This window comes from Methylocaldum gracile (assembly GCF_053646815.1).
The window spans coordinates 3,241,069-3,261,346 of the sequence record NZ_CM132196.1 but is presented as its reverse complement, the minus strand read 5'-3'; the positions used below and the strand labels follow the sequence as shown (position 1 = coordinate 3,261,346).

The following is a 20,278-nucleotide window of genomic DNA, read 5'->3' as shown; positions in this document are numbered from 1 at the left end:
AGGATGTGCTGAACGAAGTGGAGCGCCCTTCGACTAGGCTCAGGACAGGCATCAATCGCGAGGGTGCAGATGCCCATGGCTCGGGCACGGAGATCACGAATACCGCTGCCACCACGCCGTCGAACGCGCGCCGTTTTTCGGAATCGGCGCCAGATAGCTTTCGAACAGGAGGGCGCAATCGCGCCAGGAATAGCGCAGGGCATACTGGCGGCAGTCTTTGGGATCGAGTTTCAGCGCCTCGGTGATAGCGTTCTTGAGGTCTTCGTCCAGGCAGCCGACCCGACCGCTCAGAATCACGTCCTTCGGGCCTTCCACCGGAAAGGCCGCGACCGGAACGCCAGAGGCCAGAGCTTCCAGCATCACCAGGCCGAAAGTGTCGGTTCGACTCGGAAAAACGAAAACATCGGCGGCCGCGAGATAGCGGGCCAGTTCCTCGCCGTATTTGTAACCGACGAAGCGGACATCGGGATATTTGCTCTCGAGCTCCTCCCGCTGCGGTCCGTCGCCGACCACGTACTTGGCGCCCGGCAGATCCAGCTTGAGAAAAGCCTCGATATTCTTTTCGATCGCCACCCGGCCGGCATAGAGCAGCACGGGGCGGGCATCGGGCAGAAAACCCTTGTCTCGGGGACGGAACAAGTCCGTGTCCACTCCGCGCGACCACAGCACCGGGTTCTTGAAGCCTCGCGCCTTGAGTTCCTCCAGCAAGGTGGGCGTCGCAGTCATCAGGCGCTCGCTTTCGCCATGAAACCAGCGCAGAAAGGAATAGCCGACAGCGAGCGGCAGACCGGTGCGGAGATGGATATATTCGGCGAATCGGGTATGGAAAGAACTCGTGAAGGGAAGCCCGCGCCGTTTGCAAAAATTCCGGGCGGCCATGCCGAGCGGGCCTTCCGTGGCGATGTGAATGGCATCGGGCTGGAATTCGTCCAGCCGGGCTCGGAGTTTCGAGCCGCAGCCCAGCGCCAGACGGATTTCGGGATAGCTCGGACAGGGCCAGTTGCGAAACTGATCCGGCGTAAAGGTTTCGACCGTATGTCCGATCGCGCGGAGCTGCTCAGAGATCGTGCGAAGCGTGGTGACGACGCCGTTAGTTTGTGGGAGCCAGGCGTCCGTGATCAGGGCGAGTTTCAAGTGCGAGATCCTCCAGGAGTTGGGTGCTTTCTTCCAGCCAGCGGATGACGGACAGCGTTCCGGCGTGGCTTTCGGCCAGGGCGGTGCAGCTTTCCACCCAGTCGCCGCAGTTGCCGTACAGCGTGCCGTGCTCGGCCGTCCGGATCGTGGCGTGGTGAATGTGGCCGCAAATCACGCCGTCCAGATTTTGTTCATAGGCCTCGTGAATCAGCGCCCGCTCGAAATCGAAGATGAAGTTCACGGCGTTCTTCACCTTGTGCTTGATGTAGGCCGACATCGACCAGTAGGGAAAGCCGAGAATGCGGCGGACGTGATTGAACCAGCGGTTGACCTCGATCAGGAAGTCGTAGGCGCCGCTGCCGAGAACCGCCAGCCAGCGGCTGGAGCAGACCACGCCGTCGAACTCGTCGCCGTGCAGTACCAGAAGCCGGCGTCCGGTCGCCGTCTCGTGGACCGCGCTGGCGTGGATCTCGATGCCGTTGAACACCGTGCCGATATAGCCGCGGAAGATTTCGTCGTGGTTGCCCGGAATGTAAATCACCCGTGTGCCCCGAGCCGCCATCGCCATGACGGTGCGGACGATCTCGTTGTGCAGGCGGGGCCAGTAAACACCGCTCTTGAGCTTCCAGAAATCGATGATATCGCCCACCAGATAAAGGCGTTCGCATTCGATGTGCCGCAGAAAATCGAGGAGATATTCATCCTTGCAGCCCCTCGTCCCTAGATGTACGTCGGAAATCCAGACGGTACGGTATTTCAGCTTCATGGATAGTCCTCGCTGCGGTTGAAACTGGCAAAGAACTTAAACCGATTTTCTTAAAGCGCCGTGACGGACCGGTTAAGAATTCATGACGGCCAGTCCGCGGCAAGAATGGCCGGCATCCAGCGCGGCCACGATCTGTTGCCGCGTGGTTTGCGCCAACTCGTTCCGGCCCGGTCCGGGCGGAACGGCGGGGCAATAGTGCACATGGAGATCGATCCGTTCCAGCTTGAGGATGTCGAGGAGATGCGGCAGAAATTCGTCCTCGCCGACGAAGGGTGCGCATTCTTTCGCCGCGCCGTCGTAACGCAGGGCGACCGCCTGGACGTGCGCTCCCGCCAACTGCGCCGGGTGGAGCAGCTTGCCGTGAAAACGCAGCACGCGGTCGCCGGTGGTTGTCGTGCCTTCCGGGAACAGCACCAGGCGTTTCCCCTGGCGCAATTGCCAGGCCATCCGTTCGGCCACGGCTGCGCTCTGCCCGGTATCGCCGCGCTGGACGAAAAGCGTGCCGATGCCTTTCGCCAGGTAGCCCATGACCGGCCAATCCGCCACTTCCCGTTTGGCGACGAACAAGCAGGGGCCTTGCGCTCCGAGGGCGATGATGTCCAGCCAGGAAATGTGGTTGGCCACCACTAATCGGGCGTTCGCGTCGGGCCGCCCGCGAATGTGCAAGCGCAGATTGAGAATCCGGCAGACGGCACGGTTCCAGCTCACCACGATGGCGTCGTTCAAGGCGGCCGACTTCTTCCCCAATAGCAGCCTCAGGGCCGGCATGACCGTGCTGACGGCCACGATGCCGGCCACGAACATGGCGGCGATGGCCAGGGCTTTAAACCACTGCCGACAGCGCTGCACGCGAATTTTCCTGTTTGCTGGCGATGAAGCGCTTCTCGTAGCGGGCCTGCATGCGGGAGAGGTCCAGCAGAATGAACACGTCCATGACGTTGAAGTCCTCGTCCCAGAAAGGATCGCCCAAGACCCAGCAGCCCAGCCTGAGATAAGCCTGCAACAAAGGCGGAATGCCGCTTTCGTCCTGGACGCAGCGCTTGTGCGCAGGAACCGGATTTTTGGACCTTACCAAGAGTTCCGACGGGCCGAACTGGTGCGGCTCGATCTGCCGATAGACCGCATCGACGGCGAAGCCGCTGGGGCCAGGCGGGATGCTGGCGCAGCCCATCAGGTAGTTGAAACGGCCGTTGTAGACGTATTCCGCCAGCCCGTTCCACAAGGTTCCGAGAACCACGCTGCCGCGGTGGGACGGATCGACGCAGGTGCGGCCGATCTCCAGGAAGCGTCCGGGCAAGGCCAGAACCTCGTCGAGTTGGAATTCGCCCTCGGAGTAGAAACGTCCCAGGCGCGCAGCCTGGATGTCGTCCAGCAAACGAGTGCAAGCGACGATCTGCCCGGTTTGGGTGTCGCGCACCAAGAGATGATCGCAGTAATCGTCGATTTCGTCATAATCGAGACCCTCGATCCGGGTATGCAGATGCGCGCCCATCTCTTCGGCGAAAACGTGGTAGCGCAGGGCTTGGGTTGCGCGGACGGTCGCCGGATCGCTGGCGACTTCGGCGGCGTAACGGCGAGGACGGGACGAGAGAGAAATAGCGTCTTGTACTGACATGTAAGCCTTCCGTCTGTGCTTCGATGGAAAGGCACTTTACGGAGGCGGTATGACGCAAATATTGCGGTTTGGTGACGAAATGATGACAAGCGCCGCAGGCGATCCGTTTTGGCTCGGAGTATTTTTCGTCTTGGCGGTCGACGGTTGGAAGCATGATTGAAGGGGGCGCCGCGTCAGCGACACCTAATATCACCATTCCAACCCCTGACGCCGTAACCGCTCGCGCTCGGCGTGGCCAAGTGCGACCCAGGGTTCCGGCGAGCGGACGGCGCGGTAGAACAGATCGAACAGGGCCGTAGAGCCGCATGGGAAACCTCCTCATGCGGCGCAATACGGGAGTACCCTATTGCGCCCAACGCGGACTATATTTCCCATTTTGGGATCAGCCCCCAATATCGCTGCCGCTCTCTATGACAACGCCATTAACCTGGAGCGCATCTTATTAACCCGGCCTATATATATAGGCCGGGTTAATCCGGCGCGGCGACAAGCCGCGTGAGCCCAGGCCGGGCGTGTACCGGGCCTGGGCGGCGGCCCGAAATACCAGGAGGGTATTTACGGGCCTGATTCATAAACTCTCAGGGCATCAAGCATTGAACAGCCCTGATCGGAATTTGATGCCGCGAAGCCGGTCATAGGAATTAGAAAAAGGACGTTTATTTTTCCTGGACTCAAACTCTGCGAGGCTCAGATTCTGCCCAAACGGGGGGTGAGCGCCATGGACAGGTCCGATCCCGGAGAGGGAATCATGCAATACTCGACGCGGCAAAGGGACAGGAAGCCGAGCTCCCGCGGCCGGTTTCCGGGCTTACGGTACTTTTTCCTGGGGCTGCTGGCCTTGCTGGGGGCGATCCTGTTCGCCCGGCCCAAGCATGGCGGTGAGCCGCATGACGCTTCGAGCTCGCCCTCGCCGCAGGTGAGCGGGAAGCTCATTCATCCGAGCGTCCCCTTCATCGCGAACCAGGGGCAGACCGACGAGCGGGTGAGGTTCTATGCGGGGATCGACGGCGGCACTGTCTATGTCACCCGCATCGGCGAGATCGTGTACGACCTCCCGAAGGTGTCCGGCAAGACCGGGACAACGGGTTGGTCCCTGAAGGAGGCGCTCGTCGGCGGCGCCGCTGCCTTGGTGGACGGCGCAGAGAAGGCCCCAACCGAGGTGAACTATCTGATCGGGAGTGAGGAATCCGCCTGGAGAACGAACGTCCCGACCTACGATCGCGTGACCCTCGGTGAGGTGTACGAGGGGATCGAGCTCGAGCTGAGGGCGGCGGGCGCAACCGTCGAGAAACTCTTCCACGTCAGGCCTGGCGCGAGGCCCGAGAAGATCGGAGTGAGGATTTCTGGCGCGACATTCCTCCGGGCGAACGACAAGGGCGAGCTGGAGGTCGGCACGGGGCTCGGCACGGTCGTGTTCAGCAGGCCGAAGGCCTACCAGACGGTCGCGGGCCGCGCACACCCTGTGGAGGTCGCCTATGCGGTCGAGGGAACGAGCTACCGCTTCGAAGTCGGGCAGTACGATCGGACGAAGGACCTCGAGATCGACCCTTTGATCCAAGCCACCTTCCTCGGGGGATCGGGAGGGGACCGCGTCACCGCCGCAGCGGCCACGGCGTCGAACGTGCTCGTGGCGGGGACCACCGACTCGACGGACTTCCCAGGGACGGCGGGAGGGGCTCGGCCTGCCCTGGCCGGCCCGAGCGACGGCTTCGTCGCTCTCCTCAGTTCGGATTTGAAGACGATCATCCAGGCGACGTACCTGGGGGGGACCGGCGATGACATCGTGAGCGGTCTCGCGGTCTCGGAAGCCGGCATCTACGCCACAGGTTCGACGACATCGACGGACTTTCCGGGAACGACCGGAGGCGCCCGACCGGAGAACGCGGGGGGCAAAGACGCGTTCGCCGCGCTTCTTACCTCGGACTTGAAGGCGTTGACCCAGGCGACCTACTTCGGAGGGACCGACGAGGACGCCGCCAGCAGCGTGGCTCTTTTCGGGGGCGCCTATGCCGTGTTCGTGGCGGGCCGGACGGCCTCGCACGATCTCGTCGGGACCCTCGACAGCGCTCAGCCGCTGAACGGGGACCCGGTCATCCGCCCTGTCGGGCAGAACACAAACGACGGCTTCATCGCCGCGTTCTCCGCTGATCTGAAGAGCCTGACGCAGGCAACGTACCTGGGAGGCCGCTCCTCCGATTCCATCAATGCCATCGCGGTCTCGGCGGGGTTCGTCTACGCGACGGGGGAAACCGCCTCGACAGATTTTCCGAAGACGGGAGGGGGCGCTCAGGAGATCCATTATCCCGACGGCCAGTCCGACGCCTTCGTGGCGCTCCTGACCAGCAGTTTGACCACGCAGGTGCGGGCCACCTACCTCGGGGGGCTTGGTCAGGACATCGCACACGCCATAGCCGTTTCAGGGTCGGACGTGTTCGTCGCCGGAGAGACCACTGCCTCGAGCTTCCCCGGAACGCTGGGAGGGCTCCAACCGACGTTCGGAGGGGCCGCGGACGGCTTTGTGGCTCGACTCAACTCCAGCCTGGCGAACGTGATCCAGGCGAGCTACGTGGGCGCCAGCGGCTTCGACCGGGTGCTCGCCCTGGGTATCAGCGGCTCGTTCTTCGGACCGGTCGTCAACGTGGCGGGGTCGTTCGATACGGACCCGGACGGGAGCGTCGGCCCCGATGCCTTTCTGTGGGTCCTCAGGTACGACCTGAAGGGCTTCGCCGAAACATTCCAGACCGCGAACCCGGCGGTCGTCCAGAACTCGGCCTTCTTCTCCTTTGGATCGTCCGATGTCGCGACTGCCCTCGCCGTTCCGCCGTCCATCTCGGGGTTCAATGTCTATCTGGCGGGCGAGATCCCACCGAGCAACGCAGACCAGATGGGAGCCGCTCAGCCGAGGTACGGCGGTGGCGCCAGCGATGGCTTCGCCGACAAACTCGTCCTCGTCAGCGACTACTCCTTCTCGCCCCTTCCTACGATCAACGTCACCCAAGGCGGACAGGGCCTGGCGACGGTGACGGTGAATTCGCTGAACGGGTTCACGGGAGAGGCCGTGAAGCTCGGGATCTTCGCCCAGCCGACCGGAGGGGCGCTGCCGGCCGGCTTCACGGCGCCCGGTTTCCCCCAGGACATCGGCTCCCTCCCGCCCAATGGGTCCTTCTCTTTCACGCTCACCATCGGTGTCGCGTCCACCGTCACGCCCGGCACGTACACGCTGTGGATCGTCGGGTTTCCGGGGACCTCGGTCGCGCACGCGGCCCCCGTGACCGTGAACGTCGTCACTACGATCCCCAGCACCATGCAGACGATCAGCCCGCTCCAGGAGAGGAACTCGGGACGATCGGCAGCTTGGGGAGCGCCGACTCCCTGACATCCAAGCTCATAGCGGCTCAAGACCTGGCCGACGCAGGCCGCGCCGGTGCGGCCATCGAGGAGAGCATGCAAAACCAGGGGGAGTGCGCGGCCTGTTGCAGGTCTTCTGCGGCGGGGACGGTTCGAAGCGGCGGAAGAAATTGATTTTTGGTGCGCTCAAGCGGCATTTTGGAGAGATATTTCAGGAGCTCGCCGGGCACAAGGAATCGAAAATTGTTGAAGGTCACCTGATGGGCGACCACGTTCATATGTGTATCAGCATTCCGCCGAAGTATGCGGTTTCGAACGTGGTGGGCTACATCAAGGGTAAGCGTGCGATCCAAATCGCCAGGAAGTTCGGCGGTCGGCAGAGGAACTTCACCGGCGGGAGTCGATTTGGATGCGTGAAGCGCCCAGCGGGCGAGCGCCGGGGAGGATGCGAAATCAGCAGACAACCCGGCGGCGCGCTGATCCTGCGCGTCATACAGGAGAATTCAGCACGCACGAAAATGTACCGTAGACCAGAATATGCGTCGGCGAATCATATGGGCACAGTGCGTGCCAATCGACATCCGGCCGATTGGTCCGGCGTTTGCGCGTCTCATCATCCGTCATACCACCATTCCAAGCCCTGACGCCTTAACCGCTCTCGCTCGGCTTCGTCGAGCTCGGTCCATGGCTCGGGCGAGCGTACGGCGCGGTAGAAAAGCTCGAACAGCAAAAGATGACGCCTTAGGGTCCGCCGCACGCGGTGAGGAAGGCGCGGATTGAAGACGCCGAGGGCCGAGAATGCCTGCGACCAGTTCTTCTTCACCCAAAGCCACGAACCCAGCTCCAGGGTGAAGGGAATATAGCGGCCGTCGGGCCGGACGGTTCTGTATTCGTCGTAGAGGTAATCCCACAAGTCGCCGTGGGCGAGGTACTGTCGGGACTGGGGCTCTATGCAATAGACGTGGTTGGGATGGGTCTTGTCGATCAGGTGCTTCAAGGCGACGGCTTCCGCCAGTGCCGGAAAGGGCTTCCGGGTTTTCGCGAAGGGAAACCACAGGCGGTCTACCTTCCCGTAGCCGGAGTGCACGTCGATGCTGAGTGCGGTTCGGGCGGGAAAGAGCTCGCGGCGCACCCAATCGCAAAGGGTTTGCGCTTCGATCTCCATGGGAGCGTCTTCCTGCCCTTGATACCAGGGCAATGCGGGAGAAATGCGATGCCCGGCGAATAGATGCCAACGGGACAATCCTTCCGCCCGAACCGGCGCGTTTCGCATGAGATCGACCCGGTTGCCGTTGGATCGTCGTTTGAGATACATGCCGACCGGATTGACCAGCGGCATGATCAGCAGGCGAGTCGTGGAGAGCATGTCTCGGGTCACCCGGTCCCAGCGAGCCATTTCCACCAGGGTCCGGAGATATGAGGTCACGACCTGCGTGCCGATGCGCTCGAGCCCGTGGACCCCGCCGAATAGCGCCAGAGCCGGCAAGGCGGGATCGGACGGACCGAAGCGAAAGGCCAGCAGCGGAAACGATTCCTCACCGTGATGCAATTCCGCCAAAACTTCCACCCGCGCCCAATCCCAGCCCGCATCCGCGACGTGCTCCGCGAGTATCAGAAGCTCCCGCAGTTCGGGGAGGGCGCGCATCACCGGACGAGTGAGCGACCCCTGTCGAGGCTCGAAGGACGTCGATTCACTGGCGGAGAAATCGGTCATGGGTGTACGTGAAGAGCGTGATTTGGACAGCTTAGCAGGATGGACATCGCTGCCCTAGTCCGTCCGATCCAGCGGTGGACGATGTCTGCCTTCTGTCTCGTCGAACATCGAACGGTAGATAGGCTTAAGTTGTTGGATAAGGCTCTGCGGGGGTGGGCCTGAGCACATTTTCAGGTTTGGCGCAGCGCCGTCAAGGTCCAGTAGGTCGGCAATCCCTTGCCGACCTACGAATTTCACGATCCTCACCGCTAAACCGATACAAAATGTTGCCGGCTCAGCTGCACCTCTCTCCGGTGAAATGGAAGTCGAGGCTCTGTTTCAGCCGCTTGGGCAGGGCCGGCAAGGACGAGCGCGGGATCAGAAAGGTCGAGAGGTTGAACAAATCCTTGAAGATCCGCTTCTTGTCCACCGTTTCCTGGAGATATTCGTGTCCGCTGCTTCCCCCGGTACCGATTTTGCTCCCCAGCATGCGTTGCGCCATCAGGGCGTGGCGGCTGCGCCAGGTGGTGAACTGTTCGTCGATGTCCATCAGGTGACTGAGCAGGCGGAACGGCAGGTGCAGAATCGGCTCGTCCCGGTACAGCTGGATGAAGAGGGCCGATAGCACGGACGTTTGGCAGAGATGAAACATGCCTTGCGCCTTGAGCCGCTCGAATCCTGCCGGGTCGAGCAGATAATCGAATTTCCGCCGGGTGTTTTCCAGCTCGGCGAGCTGCGCGCTACGCTCGGCATCGGAAAATAAAGGATTCGTCTCGATCGAGCGCCGGTCTTTCGCCAGCATAGCCATGACCGCCTGACGGTAGCTTTCCCAAAAGTCATAGCCCTCGAACTTGAGGAAAGGCATGCGCGCCAGCCAGGCGTCCACCTGTTCGAAAAGACTTGGCTCGCTGGCGATTTCACGCAGGTATGCGACATCCTCGGATCTGAGCCGGCCGGTGACCGGTTGCGGAACGTGAACGCCCAACCCCAGGCGCAGTTCGATCTCGCGGAATTGCACGCTCTGAAATCCGGAAGCGGGGATCAGGTAATCGCGAAAATCGAGAAAATCCAGCGGAGTGATGGTCTCCAGAACGTCGATTTGCTGATTCAAGACCTTTTGTATCGCAATGACGCGCTCGAGACGGGCGACGATGACGCCCATGCTGTGTTCGTCCAAAGGCGTGACCGCGAATGCACCGAGCACCGACTCGAGTTCGTGCAGGATTTGCTTGAACCAGATCTCGTAAGCCTGGTGCGTGATGATGAACAGCATCTCGTCGTGGGCTTCCCTGCCATGCCGGCGGCTTTCGGGCGTCTGAGCGCTCAAGAGACGCTCGAGTTGCAGGTAGTCGGCGTAGTAGATTTCTTTCGTGGAGCGCTGATTCATCGGGGTGTCTCCGCTTGATTGATTGATGTTATACAGGCATCGTCGGCAAAGGATTACCGACCTACGCTTGTAGGCAAACCCAAGTAGGTCGGCAATCCTTTGCCGACACGAACGCGCGTCCCGTTCGGCCGGGCGGGAGAACGGCATCAGGCATGACACGCCCGGCTCAAATCCCTCAGCTCGCCAGCTCCGGCAAATTCCTGAAGAGTTCCAGCGCCTCGGGATTGGCGAGCGCGTCGCGGTTTTTCACGGGGCGTCCGTGAATGATCTCGCGTACTGCGAGTTCGACGATCTTGCCGGAGAGCGTGCGGGGAATGTCGGCGACCTGCACGATCTTGGCCGGAACATGGCGCGGGCTCGCGTTTTCGCGAATCTGCCTCCGGATTCTTGCCGCCAGCGCTTCGTCCAGCTTCAGGCCTTCGCGCAGGCGCACGAACAGCACGATGCGGACATCGTTATCCCAATTCTGGCCGACGACCAAACTTTCGACGATTTCGTCGAGCCTTTCGACTTGCCGATAGATCTCGGCAGTGCCGATGCGCACGCCGCCGGGATTCAGCACCGCATCGGAGCGGCCGTGAATGACGATGCCGCCGTGCGGCATGATCTCGGCCCAGTCGCCGTGCCGCCAGACGCCGGGGTACATGGAAAAATACGCCTCGCGGTATTTGGTTCCGTCCGGGTCGTTCCAGAACTCCAGCGGCATCGAAGGAAAGGGTTTGGTGCAGACCAGTTCGCCTTTCGTGCCGACGACCGGTTGGCCGTTTTCGTCGAAGACTTCGACCGCCATGCCGAGCACCTTGGCCTGGATCTCGCCCCGTCGAACCGGCCCCATCGGATTGCCGCCCACGAAGCAGCCGATCAAATCGGCCCCGCCCGAGATCGAGGACAGGCACACGTCGGATTTGACGCGCTCATAGACGTAATCGAAGCTGTTCGGCGCCAGGGGCGAACCGGTCGAAAGAACGGTCCTGAGCGATGTCAGCCGATGCGTGCGTTTCGGTTCCACTCCCGCCTTGAGCAAGGCGTCAATGTATTTGGCCGAAGTGCCGAAATGGGTCATGCCCTCGGCATCGGCGAAATCGAACAGCACATTGCCCGAGGGGTGGAAGGGAGAACCGTCGTAAAGGAGCAGGGTGGCGCCGCAGGCGAGGGCGGAGGCCAGCCAGTTCCACATCATCCAGCCGCAGGTGGTGAAATAGAACACCCGATCGTTCGGCTTCACGTCGCATTGCAGTAGGTGTTCCTCCAAATGTTTGAGCAGCGTGCCGCCGGCGCCGTGAACGATGCACTTCGGAATGCCGGTCGTGCCGGAGGAATAGAGAATGTATAGCGGCGAGTCGAAAGGTAGCCGGGCGAAGGGAATCTCGCTCGTTTGGTAGGGCGCGAGATAATCGTCGAAGCGAATCGCCCGTTCGCCCAGCGCCTCTAGCTCAGGCTGCTCGGAGATATAAGGAACGAGGACAATGCGTTCGAGCTTCGGCAAGTTGGCCATGATCGTGCGGAGCTTGTCGGCGGCGAAATGGGCTTTGCCGTTGTAAAAGCATCCGTCGGCGGCGATGAGAACCTTCGGTCCGACTTGCCCGAACCGGTCCAGCACACCCTGTACGCCGAAATCGGGCGAGCAGGAGGTGAAGATCGCCCCGACCGATGCGGCGGCGAGCATCGCGATCACGGTTTCCGGCAGGTTGGGCATGATGACGGCGACCCGGTCTCCCGGCACGACGCCGTCGGCTTCGAGAGCCTGCGCCAGACGGCTGACTCGCTCGTAAAGCTCGCGCCAGCTCAGCCGCCGGCGCACCCTATCCTCGCCCCAGAAGACGATGGCGTCTCCGTCATCCCGGCGTTTGAGCAAATTCTCGGCGAAATTGAGCCGCGCCTCGGGGAAGAACCGCGCGCCGGGCATCTTGTCGCGGTCCGCCAAAATGCGGTCGCCGCGCGTCTCCGCCACGACTCCCGCGTAGTCCCACAGACTCAGCCAGAATTCGTCCATTTGCTCGATTGAGAAGCGGTGAAGGGCAGCGTAATCGGGCAATTCGATGCTCCATCGGTCTCGCAGAATGTGCGTGAATCGGTACAGATTCGTGCTTTCGATGCGCGAGCGGGTGGGTTGCCAGAGGGGTTGATTCAAGACGGCGCTCCAGATTATTTATCGCGGGAAAACCCCCGGTTCTGCCGAGGGACTCGCAAAGTTTGACATTTCCGGGAGTCAGGTATTGTCCCAATTTCGCTGGGCCGTCATTCCGGCAGGGATTGCCGGAATCCAGTTCACAGGGATTGTGAATGGTCGAAACCATCCGTGGTCACTGGACCCCGGCACTCCAATCGCAAACGGGCCTTTAGTCGGCCCCTTCCCTGCCGGGGTGACGACATGGCTTTTGCCCGATGGCGGTCAGGCCCCTTTGAGGGGCCAGCCGTCGAAAGCCACTGGCTTTGCCGGTGGATCGTTACTTCACGCAAACTCCAATAGCCGGAATAAGTCCTTCGACTTTTCTCAGGACAGGTTCTGCGTTTCCGGCTTTGTGTTCTTATCCCGTTTGCCGCGCCGAGCATCGGAGCTTTCTGCGGGAATAACCCGTAAGGGGCGCAGAATGGATTCTGCGCGGCGATCGAGGGTCATGGATGACCCTTCGATCGCCTCCCGCCGAAAGCGACAAATTCGCCGGGAGCGAATTTGAACAGCGGTACGCTGGCCCGAAGGGCGAAAACCAAGGATGGTTTTCGTAGCAGCGCAGGACCCAAGCGGCAACCGGGCGGCCTTCCCTCTGGTTACTTTCTTTTGGCCGAGCAAAAGAAAGTAAGCCGACCGTGGGTTCGGAAACCCACATTCAAATAGCTGTCGCGCAAGCGACTCCTCATATTTACGATTTGCGGGAAGCGCTGCTTAAGCCGCTTTCGCCAACGCCCGCCGCTGCTCGTCCAGGCCGTCCCAAAACACCGCCACGCCGTCGAGCATTTCGTTGCCGTAACGTATGAAATCATCCTCGTCGATGTCGCGGGTGAAATAAAGCTCTTCCAGTTCCTCCTGGGTATGCTGGGCGTGCTGGGCTTCGAGGCGGTTGTGCCAGGTGAAGAAAGCGAGCGGCAAGTTCGAGCCGGTACGCGCGTTGTAGCGGACCAAGCCGTCGATCAGTTCCTGCCAGAAACCGGCCGCCGCCCAGTTTTCCACGGCATAGCTCGCGGCCTGGGTGATTGCGTAGTTCTCGTTGCCGTAGAGCCGGATCAGTTCGTCGCAGAAATGGAGGGTGGCGGGGGTGCCGTGCCTGCGGCCGCCGAGATCCTGAAATCCGAGTCCGAGCTCCCCGGCGATTCGCAGCAGCCACTCGAAATGCGCCGCACGGAAATGGAATATGCCGCCTTCCACCGTGCCCTCGGTGGAGACCAGTTCGGGATCGACCTCATGGTCGGGATCGCGCGTGGCGGACCTTTTCCGCCCGGCATTGAAGACGACGCCGATTTCGTTGGCGAGAATTTCCTTGGAGGCCCGCATGCCTTCGAGAGAATCGGCATTGATCATTTTTTGAAGCTGGGCCACCAGGAACTGGTTCGAAAACACCGAGAACTGGACGATGAACGCCCGGACCTGATCGAAGGTTTGCTCGCCCTGGCTGAACCAGGCGGTATAACGATTGTCGGTGATGATCCGGTGTCTCAGCATTTCGGTGTCTATGCGCCGCTGAAAGGCGAGAAAGCGTTGGGCCTTGTCGACCGAATACCCGGTCCGGTTCGTCGCAAGCGCCTCGAGCGTCGGAGCGGTCAGGCCCGACAAGCGGTGTTCCTCGGCATAGCGCTCAAGTTTGGAGTCGGCGACGGCTATCATGGAACCTCCTCATAACATAAGAAGGAAAACTACTTATTTGACCCGCGAATTCGTTCCGAATTTCTCCGGCAGGTCGGCAATCCGTTGCCGACATGGGCACTCCCGGCGCTACGCCAGCCCGAAAAATTCACTATTCGGCGTCCGCCTGCTGCTCCGGTGCCGCGTCGCGGAATGCGGTGAGCGCAAGGCAGCTTTCGTCGATCGCTCGTATTCGGGGGAACCCGTTCAAATCGCAGCCGAAGCGCCGGGCGTTGAACACCTGCGGCACCAGGCAGATATCCGCAAGGGTCGGCGTGTCGCCGAAGCAGAATCGGCTGCTGCCTCCGTGGCGGGCGAGCTGTTCCTCGAACGCCCCGAACCCTTCCTCGATCCAGTACCGAATCCAGGCGTTTCGGGCCAGCTCGTCCTGGCCCAGCACCTCCGCGAGATACCGTAGGACCCGAAGATTGTTCAAGGGATGAATGTCGCAGGCGATGATTTGCGCAAGCGCTCGGACGTAAGCCCGCTCGTCGCGGCGGCGTGGCAGCAGCGGCGGGTCGGGATAGGTGTCGTTCAGATACTCTATGATCGCCAGGGACTGCGTGAACGGCGTTCCCCGGTCCACCAGGGTCGGTACCAGTCCCTGCGGATTGATTTCACGATATTTGGGTTGCCGCTGCATGCCCTTCGCGAGATGCACGAATTGCGGCCGGTAAGACAATCTTTTGAGGTTCAAGGCGATGCGGACCCGGTAGGCGGCCGAGCTTCGGAAGTAGGTGTACAGCTCCAGCCCCATCACTGCAGCACGTCCTGTTCGATGGCGCCGAAAACGGAGCGTCCGTTCCGGTCCAGCATTTCGATCCGTACCGTCTCGCCGTGCCGGAGATAAGGCGTCCGGGCTTCGCCGGGTTCGATCTGTTCGAGGACGCGTTTTTCGACGATGCAGGAATAACCCCGGCCGGTGTCCGCGTTGCTGACGGTGCCGGAGCCTATGATGGTGCCGGCGGGGAGGGGGCGGGTCTTGGCGGCGTGGGCGATCAGGGCGGGGAAGTCGAATTGCATGCCTTGGCCGGCGTCGGGATTGCCGACGAGAATACCGCTCCGGTGGGTCAGCAGCGGAAGGTGGATCTTGCCGCCGTCCCAGGCATTTCCCAATTCGTTGGGCGTGACCGCAACCGGCGAGAAGGCGGGTCCGGGTTTGCCGTGCAGGAACCCGAAGCCTTTGGCGAGTTCCTGGGGAATCAGGTTGCGCAGCGAAATGTCGTTGACCAGCATCAGCAGCTTGATGTGCGAGGCCGCTTCTTCGGCTGTCGTTCCCACGGGCACGTCGTCGGTGATCGCCGCGACTTCCGCCTCGAAATCCAGTCCCCAGCTTTCATCGGCGAGCCGGATCGGGTCCCGTGGGCCGAGGAAAGCCGCCGATCCTCCCTGATACATCAGGGGGTCGGTGTACAGGCTAGGCGGCATGGGCGCGCCGCGGGCCTTTCGCACCCTCTCGACATGGGACAGATAGGCGCTTCCGTCCAGCCATTGATAGCTTCGGGGCAAGGGCGACGCCAGCTCGGTAGGTCTTAAGGGGAGCGCATCGAGCTCGCGCTGATTGAGGGCGCGATAGGTGGTTTCCAGTGCGGGTGCGGCGTCTTCCCAGTTCTCCAGTACCGATTGCAGCGTTGAGAAGCCGGACTCCAGGGCGGGGAATGCCGTTTTCAGCTCCCGGTCGACGATAACCAGGGTTCCGTCGCGGCTTCCGGATTTCAGCGAAGCGAGTTTCATGGCTATTTCCAGGAGTCCACGTAGCCCGCCCACTCGACCCCTCGGGGCAGGTCGGCCACTTCGAGGGCGTCGCGGGCGTCGATCATGACCGCCACCTCGTCGGTTTCGGTGCGCGACCTCGCCTTAGCCGCCTCCAATGCCTTGGGATGAGGGCCGTGGGTGATTCCCGCCGGGTGCAGGGTCATCATGCCCGGATGGATGTTGTCGCGGGAGAAGAAATGGCCGCGGTGATAGAAGATCACCTCGTCGTAGTCGTCGTTGTTGTGATAGAAGGGCACCCGGAGCACGCCCGGATCGCTTTCCAGCGGCCGCGGGCAGAAAGTGCACACGACGAAGCGCTCGCTAGCGAAGGTGGTATGGGCCGAAGGCGGAAGATGATAGCGATGGCTCATCAGCGGGCGGATATCACGCCAGTTGAGCCGGACCGGCATCAGCGTGCCCTGCCAGCCGACGGCATCGAGCGGATTGAATGGGTAAGTCACGGCGCTGAGCCGATCGCGCCGCTTGACCAGCACCCGCCAGGTCCGGTCCGACTGCTGGGCGAGAAAGGCGTCGTCGATCTTGGGCGTGTCCAAGACCGCCGGGTCGAACACGGCATGGGCTCCGACGATGCCTTTTTCGGGAAGCCGGTAGGTACTGTTGGACGCCTCGATTAGGAGGAAGACGCCCATGCCGGAGGTTTCGATGCGCCACAGGGTGCCCCGTGGAATCACCAGGTAATCGCCCTCGGAAAAGGCGAGATGGCCGTAGTCGCAATAAAGATGTCCGGAGCCTTCGTGGACGAACAGCAATTCGTCGCCGTCGCCGTTCCGCACCAGGTGGTCCATGGCGGAATAGGTATGCCAGCACCGGATTTTCACGCTCAGATTGCCCAGCATCGGCGTGGCGTCCCATGGCGAGACGCTGGTTCCGGTGAGCTGGTTGGTATCGAAGGCGCGCGGCCTGAGCGGTCCCTCGACGCTGATCCAGCCGGTCGGCGGATGGCGGTGGAGCATTTGCGTGGAAGGGCCGTAGAAGCCCTCCCGCCCCAATTCGCGTTCGTAAGTGCCCTCGGGCAAATCGGCGTGAGCCTGGCGGGCGGCGACGCCCTCGACTCTCGGCAGTGAAATCCAGCGGAACATCAGATTACCCCCCGTCGCATTTGATCGTCTTCTATCGCCTCGAACAGCGCCTGGAAATTGCCCTCGCCGAATCCTTCGTTGCCTTTCCGCTGGATGATCTCGAAGAAAATCGGCCCGATCACGGTCTCGGTGAAGATTTGCAGGAGAAGGCCCACTTTGTTGCCCGGCAGGCCGTCGATGAGAATCCGGTTCCGCCGCAGCCGCTCCAAATTCTCACCGTGGCCCGGAACGCGGGAGTTCACCCGCTCGTAATAGGTATCGGGCACGTCCATGAAGCGGACGCCGTTCTCGCGGAGCCGCTCAACGGTGGCGTAGATGTCGTCCGTGGCCAGAGCAACGTGTTGAATGCCTTCGCCGTGATAAAGGTCGAGGTACTCCTGAATCTGCGACTTGGGATCGGAAGGCTCGTTGACGGGAATGCGGATCTTTCCGCAGGGGCTCGCCATCGCCCGCGATTTCAGCCCGGTCGCCTTGCCGTGGATGTCGAAATAGCGGATCTCCCTGAAACCGAAGACGCGCTCGTAAAAATCGGCCCATTCGTCCATGTGGCCCTTGCGCACGTTATGGGTCAAATGGTCGATGCGGGTCAGGCCGACCCCGAAAGGTTCCGCCGGCTCGTTTTCGATGGGAACGAAGTCGACATCGTAGATCGAATGCTCTCCATAACGGTCGACCAGATAAATCAGGCTCCGTCCGATTCCGCGGATGGCCGGGATATTGAGTTCCATGGGACCAGCCTCGCTGGCGGACGGCCTGGCGCCCAGTTCGAGCGCGCGCCGGAAGGCCCAGGCGGCATTTTCGACGCGAATCGCGAAGGCGCAAATCGAAGGCCCGTGCCGCTCCGCGAAGCGCTGGGCGAAACTCCCCGGTTCGTGATTAATGACGAAATTGATCTCTCCCTGCCGGTATAGAACCACATCCTTGGACCGGTGGCGGGCCACGGCCTTGAATCCCATCTGCTCGAAAAGTCTCGCCAAGGCTTGAGTGTCACGGGCGGTATATTCGATGAATTCGAATCCATCGGTCCTTATGGGGGGGACGTCGTCGCTTGTCATATTGGATACCCCAGTGGCGGATTTTTTTGAGTTCTTTGATTCCTATGACCTCGGTGGTCGCATAAAGATTCCCATGGCTCGACGAGTCAGGCGCAGCAAGAACGGTTGTCAATGAAAATGATAATGGATATCATTTGCGACAGGGTGGATGTGCCGTCCGCCGCCGCTGAACGACATGAGGAAAAAGTATGAGCCCAAGCAACCGAACCGAAACCGATCGCCCGCATCGTCGGGGTGATGCGGGGCCCTTTCATTCGAAGCGCAGAGTCACAAGTGCGGAGTTGTTGGGCTCCGGTCGTGAAATCGTGATCGAACATGGCGGAGACGAATACCGTCTGCGCCTAACCAGCAACGACAAGCTCATTCTGACGAAATAGTTTGTGTGTGTGAGACTCGTCCCGGGTGGGGAGAGCGTAGGTCGGCAATCCTTTGCCGACAAACCCGCTGGCCGGACTGTTGCTGTCGGCAAAGGATTGCCGACCTACACATCGGGATCCCTTACACCGAATCGGAAAATGCTTTAGTGGAACGCGTCGCAGGTTCCGACACCCCTTGTAGCCAGCCACCCGGCCTCACGGCATAGGTAGCCAGCCAGACAGTTTGGTTTAGTTACGCTTCTGTTGGTGAGGCAGCATCATGTGGGCAGCCACTTTTCCGCCGGACCGTCTCTGGCCCGGCATCTCAATCGTCGATCGTTGTTGGGGAGTTCGCACCGCCGGCATATTGGGGGCCGCCCTGGTCCATGCCGCGGTGCTACCGATGCTGATAGAGGACGAGTCGGTGCCGGCAGTGCAGAGTCCGCAAGCGGCGCCGGTCATGGTCGACCTGATTTCGACGGCGCACCCGCAAGCCGATGCGCCCCAGGCCGTACAGAAACCGGTAGAACCCGTCAAGCCCAAGACCGAAACGCCCAAACCGAAAGCGAAGCCCAAGCCGAAACAGGTCCGACCGTCGGCCAAGCGGTCGCCGATCCTGTCCAGGCCCAGCCAGGCAGCCGTGCAGCAGACGACTGCCGAACAGGAACCGTCTCCACGTCCAACTTCGACCGAAGCGGCGCCGGGCCCGGTACTGCCGCCATCAGCCGTATCGGCGACGGCTCCGTCGCCGGGGCCGGTCGTTCCGCCACGCTTCAACGCGGCTTATCTGCGCAATCCGGCGCCGGCCTATCCGGTCGGTTCCCTCCGCCGAAAAGAACAGGGCAAAGTCGTGCTTCGGGTTCTGGTGGATGCCGGCGGCGGCGCCGAAGCGGTTAACGTCCAGACCTCCAGCGGATACGACCGGCTCGATGCCGCCGCTCTCGAAACCGTAAAGCAGTGGAAATTCGTTCCCGCCCGCCAGGGAGACAAGTCCGTGCCGGCGTGGGTGTTGGTCCCGATTTCATTCTCACTCGAAGGATAATCCTATGGAAACGACAGAAACCCTGGGCTTGACCCATTTCCTGGCGCAAAGCGACTCGGCCGGCAAGGCGATTTTCGCGATCCTCGTCGCCATGTCCGTCGCGAGCTGGTATTTCATCGTGGCGAAGAACCTGCAGGCGCTGATCGCGCGCCGCCGGACGGCCCGCTTTCTGGAGTCCTTCTGGAACGCCTCTTCCCTGCATGCCGTGGAATTGCAATTGGAAGAGCACCACCCGGACGAACCGTTTTCCCATCTCGCCTATCATGCGCTGGTGTCATCCCGGCATCATGCTCGGCACGGCGCGGGGCGGCTGAACGAGGCGGGTTCGGCGGCGGAATTCCTGACGCGTTCGATGCGCCGGGTCATCGACGAGGAAACCGCGTCTCTCGAATGGGGGCTAACCGTGCTCGCGTCCATCGGCAGCACCGCCCCGTTCATCGGCTTGTTCGGCACGGTCTGGGGCGTTTACCACGCCCTGGTCAACATCGGCATGAGCGGGCAGGGGAGCCTCGATCAAATCGCGGGCCCGGTTGGCGAAGCGCTGATCATGACCGGCGCCGGCCTCGCCGTGGCCATTCCCGCAGTATTGGCCTACAACGCCTTCGCCCGCTCCAATCGGCTGCTGCTGGCGAAGCTCGATGCCTTCGCCCACGACCTGTTCGCTTTCCTGACCACCGGCGCGCATTGCGTCGGGACCGAAGCCGATGACCGAAGCGGCGCGGTCGGCCAGGCCGTCGCGGGAGGTGCGTGATGGCGTTCGGAAGCTTCAGCCAGGGGCAGGGCGGCATGCGTCCCTCGGCCGAGATCAACATGATCCCGCTCATCGACATCATGCTGGTGTTATTGGTCATTTTCATGATCACGACGCCCTTGCTCACCCACAACGTCAAGATCGATCTGCCCAGAGCGGCGAGCCAGCCGAGCGCAGACCAGGGCGAGCACATCGATTTGGCGATCGACGGAGCCGGCCGGCTTTTCTGGAACAATGACGCGATCGACCGGGCAGGGATGCGCGAGCGCTTCGCGGCGGCGGCACGGCAGCAGCCTCAGCCCGAGGTGCACCTCCGGGCCGATAAAGCCACGGCCTACCAGATCATCGCCGAAGTGCTCGCCGCCTCGGCCAATGCCGGCGTGACACGCATCGGCTTCGTCTCCGATCCGAACGAAGCCAAGCCTTGACATACGAATT

The 20,278-nt window shown here is 61.7% G+C and carries 17 protein-coding genes and 1 pseudogene; 6 read left to right on the top strand and 12 right to left on the bottom strand.

Annotated features, from left to right (window positions below; genetic code table 11):
• Positions 1-93: 93 nt before the first annotated feature.
• The 4 genes from ACWJJK_RS14320 to ACWJJK_RS14305 form a co-directional block, all read right to left on the bottom strand.
• A complete protein-coding gene (locus ACWJJK_RS14320) occupies positions 94-1,134 on the bottom strand; it encodes a glycosyltransferase family 4 protein (protein ID WP_454128211.1) in 1,041 nt (346 codons plus the stop codon).
• Positions 1,091-1,900: a metallophosphoesterase gene (locus tag ACWJJK_RS14315; protein WP_133716791.1), complete on the bottom strand. Its 810-nt coding sequence runs from the start codon at positions 1,898-1,900 to the stop codon at positions 1,091-1,093. Before ACWJJK_RS14315 ends, ACWJJK_RS14320 begins: the two co-directional genes overlap by 44 nt.
• Positions 1,901-1,972: 72 nt before the next feature.
• Positions 1,973-2,749, bottom strand: coding sequence for a lysophospholipid acyltransferase family protein (locus ACWJJK_RS14310; RefSeq protein WP_077729169.1), 777 nt, complete (start codon positions 2,747-2,749; stop codon positions 1,973-1,975).
• A complete protein-coding gene (locus tag ACWJJK_RS14305) occupies positions 2,724-3,515 on the bottom strand; it encodes a GNAT family N-acetyltransferase (protein WP_077729168.1) in 792 nt (263 codons plus the stop codon). Before ACWJJK_RS14305 ends, ACWJJK_RS14310 begins: the two co-directional genes overlap by 26 nt.
• A gap of 748 nt (positions 3,516-4,263) precedes the next feature.
• Between ACWJJK_RS14305 and ACWJJK_RS14300 the strand changes: the two genes are divergently transcribed.
• Positions 4,264-6,891 carry a DUF7948 domain-containing protein gene (locus ACWJJK_RS14300; RefSeq protein ID WP_454128210.1) on the top strand — a complete coding sequence of 876 codons (2,628 nt, stop codon included), beginning with the start codon at positions 4,264-4,266 and terminating at the stop codon, positions 6,889-6,891.
• Between the two features lie 127 nt (positions 6,892-7,018).
• Positions 7,019-7,258 (top strand): annotated as a pseudogene (tnpA, locus tag ACWJJK_RS14295) (IS200/IS605 family transposase); the annotation flags it as partial.
• 218 nt (positions 7,259-7,476) lie between these two features.
• Here tnpA and ACWJJK_RS14290 read toward each other — a convergent pair.
• The 8 genes from ACWJJK_RS14290 to hppD form a co-directional block, all read right to left on the bottom strand.
• Positions 7,477-8,577, bottom strand: a complete 1,101-nt coding sequence (locus ACWJJK_RS14290; protein ID WP_454128209.1) for a M14 family zinc carboxypeptidase — start codon at positions 8,575-8,577, stop codon at positions 7,477-7,479.
• A gap of 274 nt (positions 8,578-8,851) precedes the next feature.
• Positions 8,852-9,943, bottom strand: coding sequence for a tryptophan 2,3-dioxygenase family protein (locus ACWJJK_RS14285; protein WP_454128208.1), 1,092 nt, complete (start codon positions 9,941-9,943; stop codon positions 8,852-8,854).
• 175 nt (positions 9,944-10,118) lie between these two features.
• Positions 10,119-12,074 (bottom strand): acetoacetate--CoA ligase, encoded by a 1,956-nt coding sequence (locus ACWJJK_RS14280; protein ID WP_454128207.1) that lies wholly within the window; start codon positions 12,072-12,074, stop codon positions 10,119-10,121.
• A 753-nt stretch (positions 12,075-12,827) separates the two neighbouring features.
• Complete coding sequence (locus ACWJJK_RS14275) at positions 12,828-13,763, bottom strand: hypothetical protein (RefSeq protein WP_454128206.1); 936 nt, start codon at positions 13,761-13,763, stop codon at positions 12,828-12,830.
• 130 nt (positions 13,764-13,893) lie between these two features.
• Positions 13,894-14,538: a maleylacetoacetate isomerase gene (gene maiA / locus ACWJJK_RS14270; protein WP_240507123.1), complete on the bottom strand. Its 645-nt coding sequence runs from the start codon at positions 14,536-14,538 to the stop codon at positions 13,894-13,896.
• Positions 14,538-15,515 (bottom strand): fumarylacetoacetate hydrolase family protein, encoded by a 978-nt coding sequence (locus ACWJJK_RS14265; protein WP_454128205.1) that lies wholly within the window; start codon positions 15,513-15,515, stop codon positions 14,538-14,540. Before ACWJJK_RS14265 ends, maiA begins: the two co-directional genes overlap by 1 nt.
• A gap of 2 nt (positions 15,516-15,517) precedes the next feature.
• Positions 15,518-16,636, bottom strand: a complete 1,119-nt coding sequence (locus tag ACWJJK_RS14260) for a homogentisate 1,2-dioxygenase (protein ID WP_454128204.1) — start codon at positions 16,634-16,636, stop codon at positions 15,518-15,520.
• Positions 16,636-17,691: a 4-hydroxyphenylpyruvate dioxygenase gene (hppD, locus tag ACWJJK_RS14255; protein WP_077729160.1), complete on the bottom strand. Its 1,056-nt coding sequence runs from the start codon at positions 17,689-17,691 to the stop codon at positions 16,636-16,638. The genes ACWJJK_RS14260 and hppD overlap by 1 nt, the downstream gene beginning before the upstream one ends.
• Before the next feature lie 188 nt (positions 17,692-17,879).
• Between hppD and hemP the strand changes: the two genes are divergently transcribed.
• From hemP to ACWJJK_RS14235, 4 genes are all read left to right on the top strand, one after another.
• Positions 17,880-18,068 carry a hemin uptake protein HemP gene (gene hemP, locus ACWJJK_RS14250; RefSeq protein ID WP_086135471.1) on the top strand — a complete coding sequence of 63 codons (189 nt, stop codon included), beginning with the start codon at positions 17,880-17,882 and terminating at the stop codon, positions 18,066-18,068.
• Positions 18,069-18,327: 259 nt separating this feature from the next.
• Positions 18,328-19,089 (top strand): TonB family protein, encoded by a 762-nt coding sequence (locus ACWJJK_RS14245; protein ID WP_434112234.1) that lies wholly within the window; start codon positions 18,328-18,330, stop codon positions 19,087-19,089.
• 4 nt (positions 19,090-19,093) lie between these two features.
• The gene (locus ACWJJK_RS14240; RefSeq protein WP_454128203.1) at positions 19,094-19,840 is read left to right on the top strand and encodes a MotA/TolQ/ExbB proton channel family protein; all 747 of its coding nucleotides are present in this window, start codon (positions 19,094-19,096) and stop codon (positions 19,838-19,840) included.
• Complete coding sequence (locus tag ACWJJK_RS14235; RefSeq protein ID WP_454128202.1) at positions 19,840-20,268, top strand: ExbD/TolR family protein; 429 nt, start codon at positions 19,840-19,842, stop codon at positions 20,266-20,268. Before ACWJJK_RS14240 ends, ACWJJK_RS14235 begins: the two co-directional genes overlap by 1 nt.
• Positions 20,269-20,278 lie beyond the last annotated feature (10 nt).

Excerpts from the sequence above, each read along its gene's own strand:
- ACWJJK_RS14315 (WP_133716791.1), bottom strand. The coding sequence starts at position 1,900 with ATGAAGCTGAAATACCGTACCGTCTGGATTTCCGACGTACATCTAGGG.
- ACWJJK_RS14305 (WP_077729168.1), bottom strand. The coding sequence starts at position 3,515 with ATGTCAGTACAAGACGCTATTTCTCTCTCGTCCCGTCCTCGCCGTTAC.
- ACWJJK_RS14300 (WP_454128210.1), top strand. The coding sequence starts at position 4,264 with ATGCAATACTCGACGCGGCAAAGGGACAGGAAGCCGAGCTCCCGCGGC.
- ACWJJK_RS14290 (WP_454128209.1), bottom strand. The coding sequence starts at position 8,577 with ATGACCGATTTCTCCGCCAGTGAATCGACGTCCTTCGAGCCTCGACAG.
- ACWJJK_RS14285 (WP_454128208.1), bottom strand. The coding sequence starts at position 9,943 with ATGAATCAGCGCTCCACGAAAGAAATCTACTACGCCGACTACCTGCAA.
- ACWJJK_RS14275 (WP_454128206.1), bottom strand. The coding sequence starts at position 13,763 with ATGATAGCCGTCGCCGACTCCAAACTTGAGCGCTATGCCGAGGAACAC.
- maiA (WP_240507123.1), bottom strand. The coding sequence starts at position 14,538 with ATGGGGCTGGAGCTGTACACCTACTTCCGAAGCTCGGCCGCCTACCGG.
- ACWJJK_RS14265 (WP_454128205.1), bottom strand. The coding sequence starts at position 15,515 with ATGAAACTCGCTTCGCTGAAATCCGGAAGCCGCGACGGAACCCTGGTT.
- ACWJJK_RS14260 (WP_454128204.1), bottom strand. The coding sequence starts at position 16,636 with ATGTTCCGCTGGATTTCACTGCCGAGAGTCGAGGGCGTCGCCGCCCGC.
- hppD (WP_077729160.1), bottom strand. The coding sequence starts at position 17,691 with ATGACAAGCGACGACGTCCCCCCCATAAGGACCGATGGATTCGAATTC.
- hemP (WP_086135471.1), top strand. The coding sequence starts at position 17,880 with ATGAGCCCAAGCAACCGAACCGAAACCGATCGCCCGCATCGTCGGGGT.
- ACWJJK_RS14245 (WP_434112234.1), top strand. The coding sequence starts at position 18,328 with ATGTGGGCAGCCACTTTTCCGCCGGACCGTCTCTGGCCCGGCATCTCA.
- ACWJJK_RS14240 (WP_454128203.1), top strand. The coding sequence starts at position 19,094 with ATGGAAACGACAGAAACCCTGGGCTTGACCCATTTCCTGGCGCAAAGC.
- ACWJJK_RS14235 (WP_454128202.1), top strand. The coding sequence starts at position 19,840 with ATGGCGTTCGGAAGCTTCAGCCAGGGGCAGGGCGGCATGCGTCCCTCG.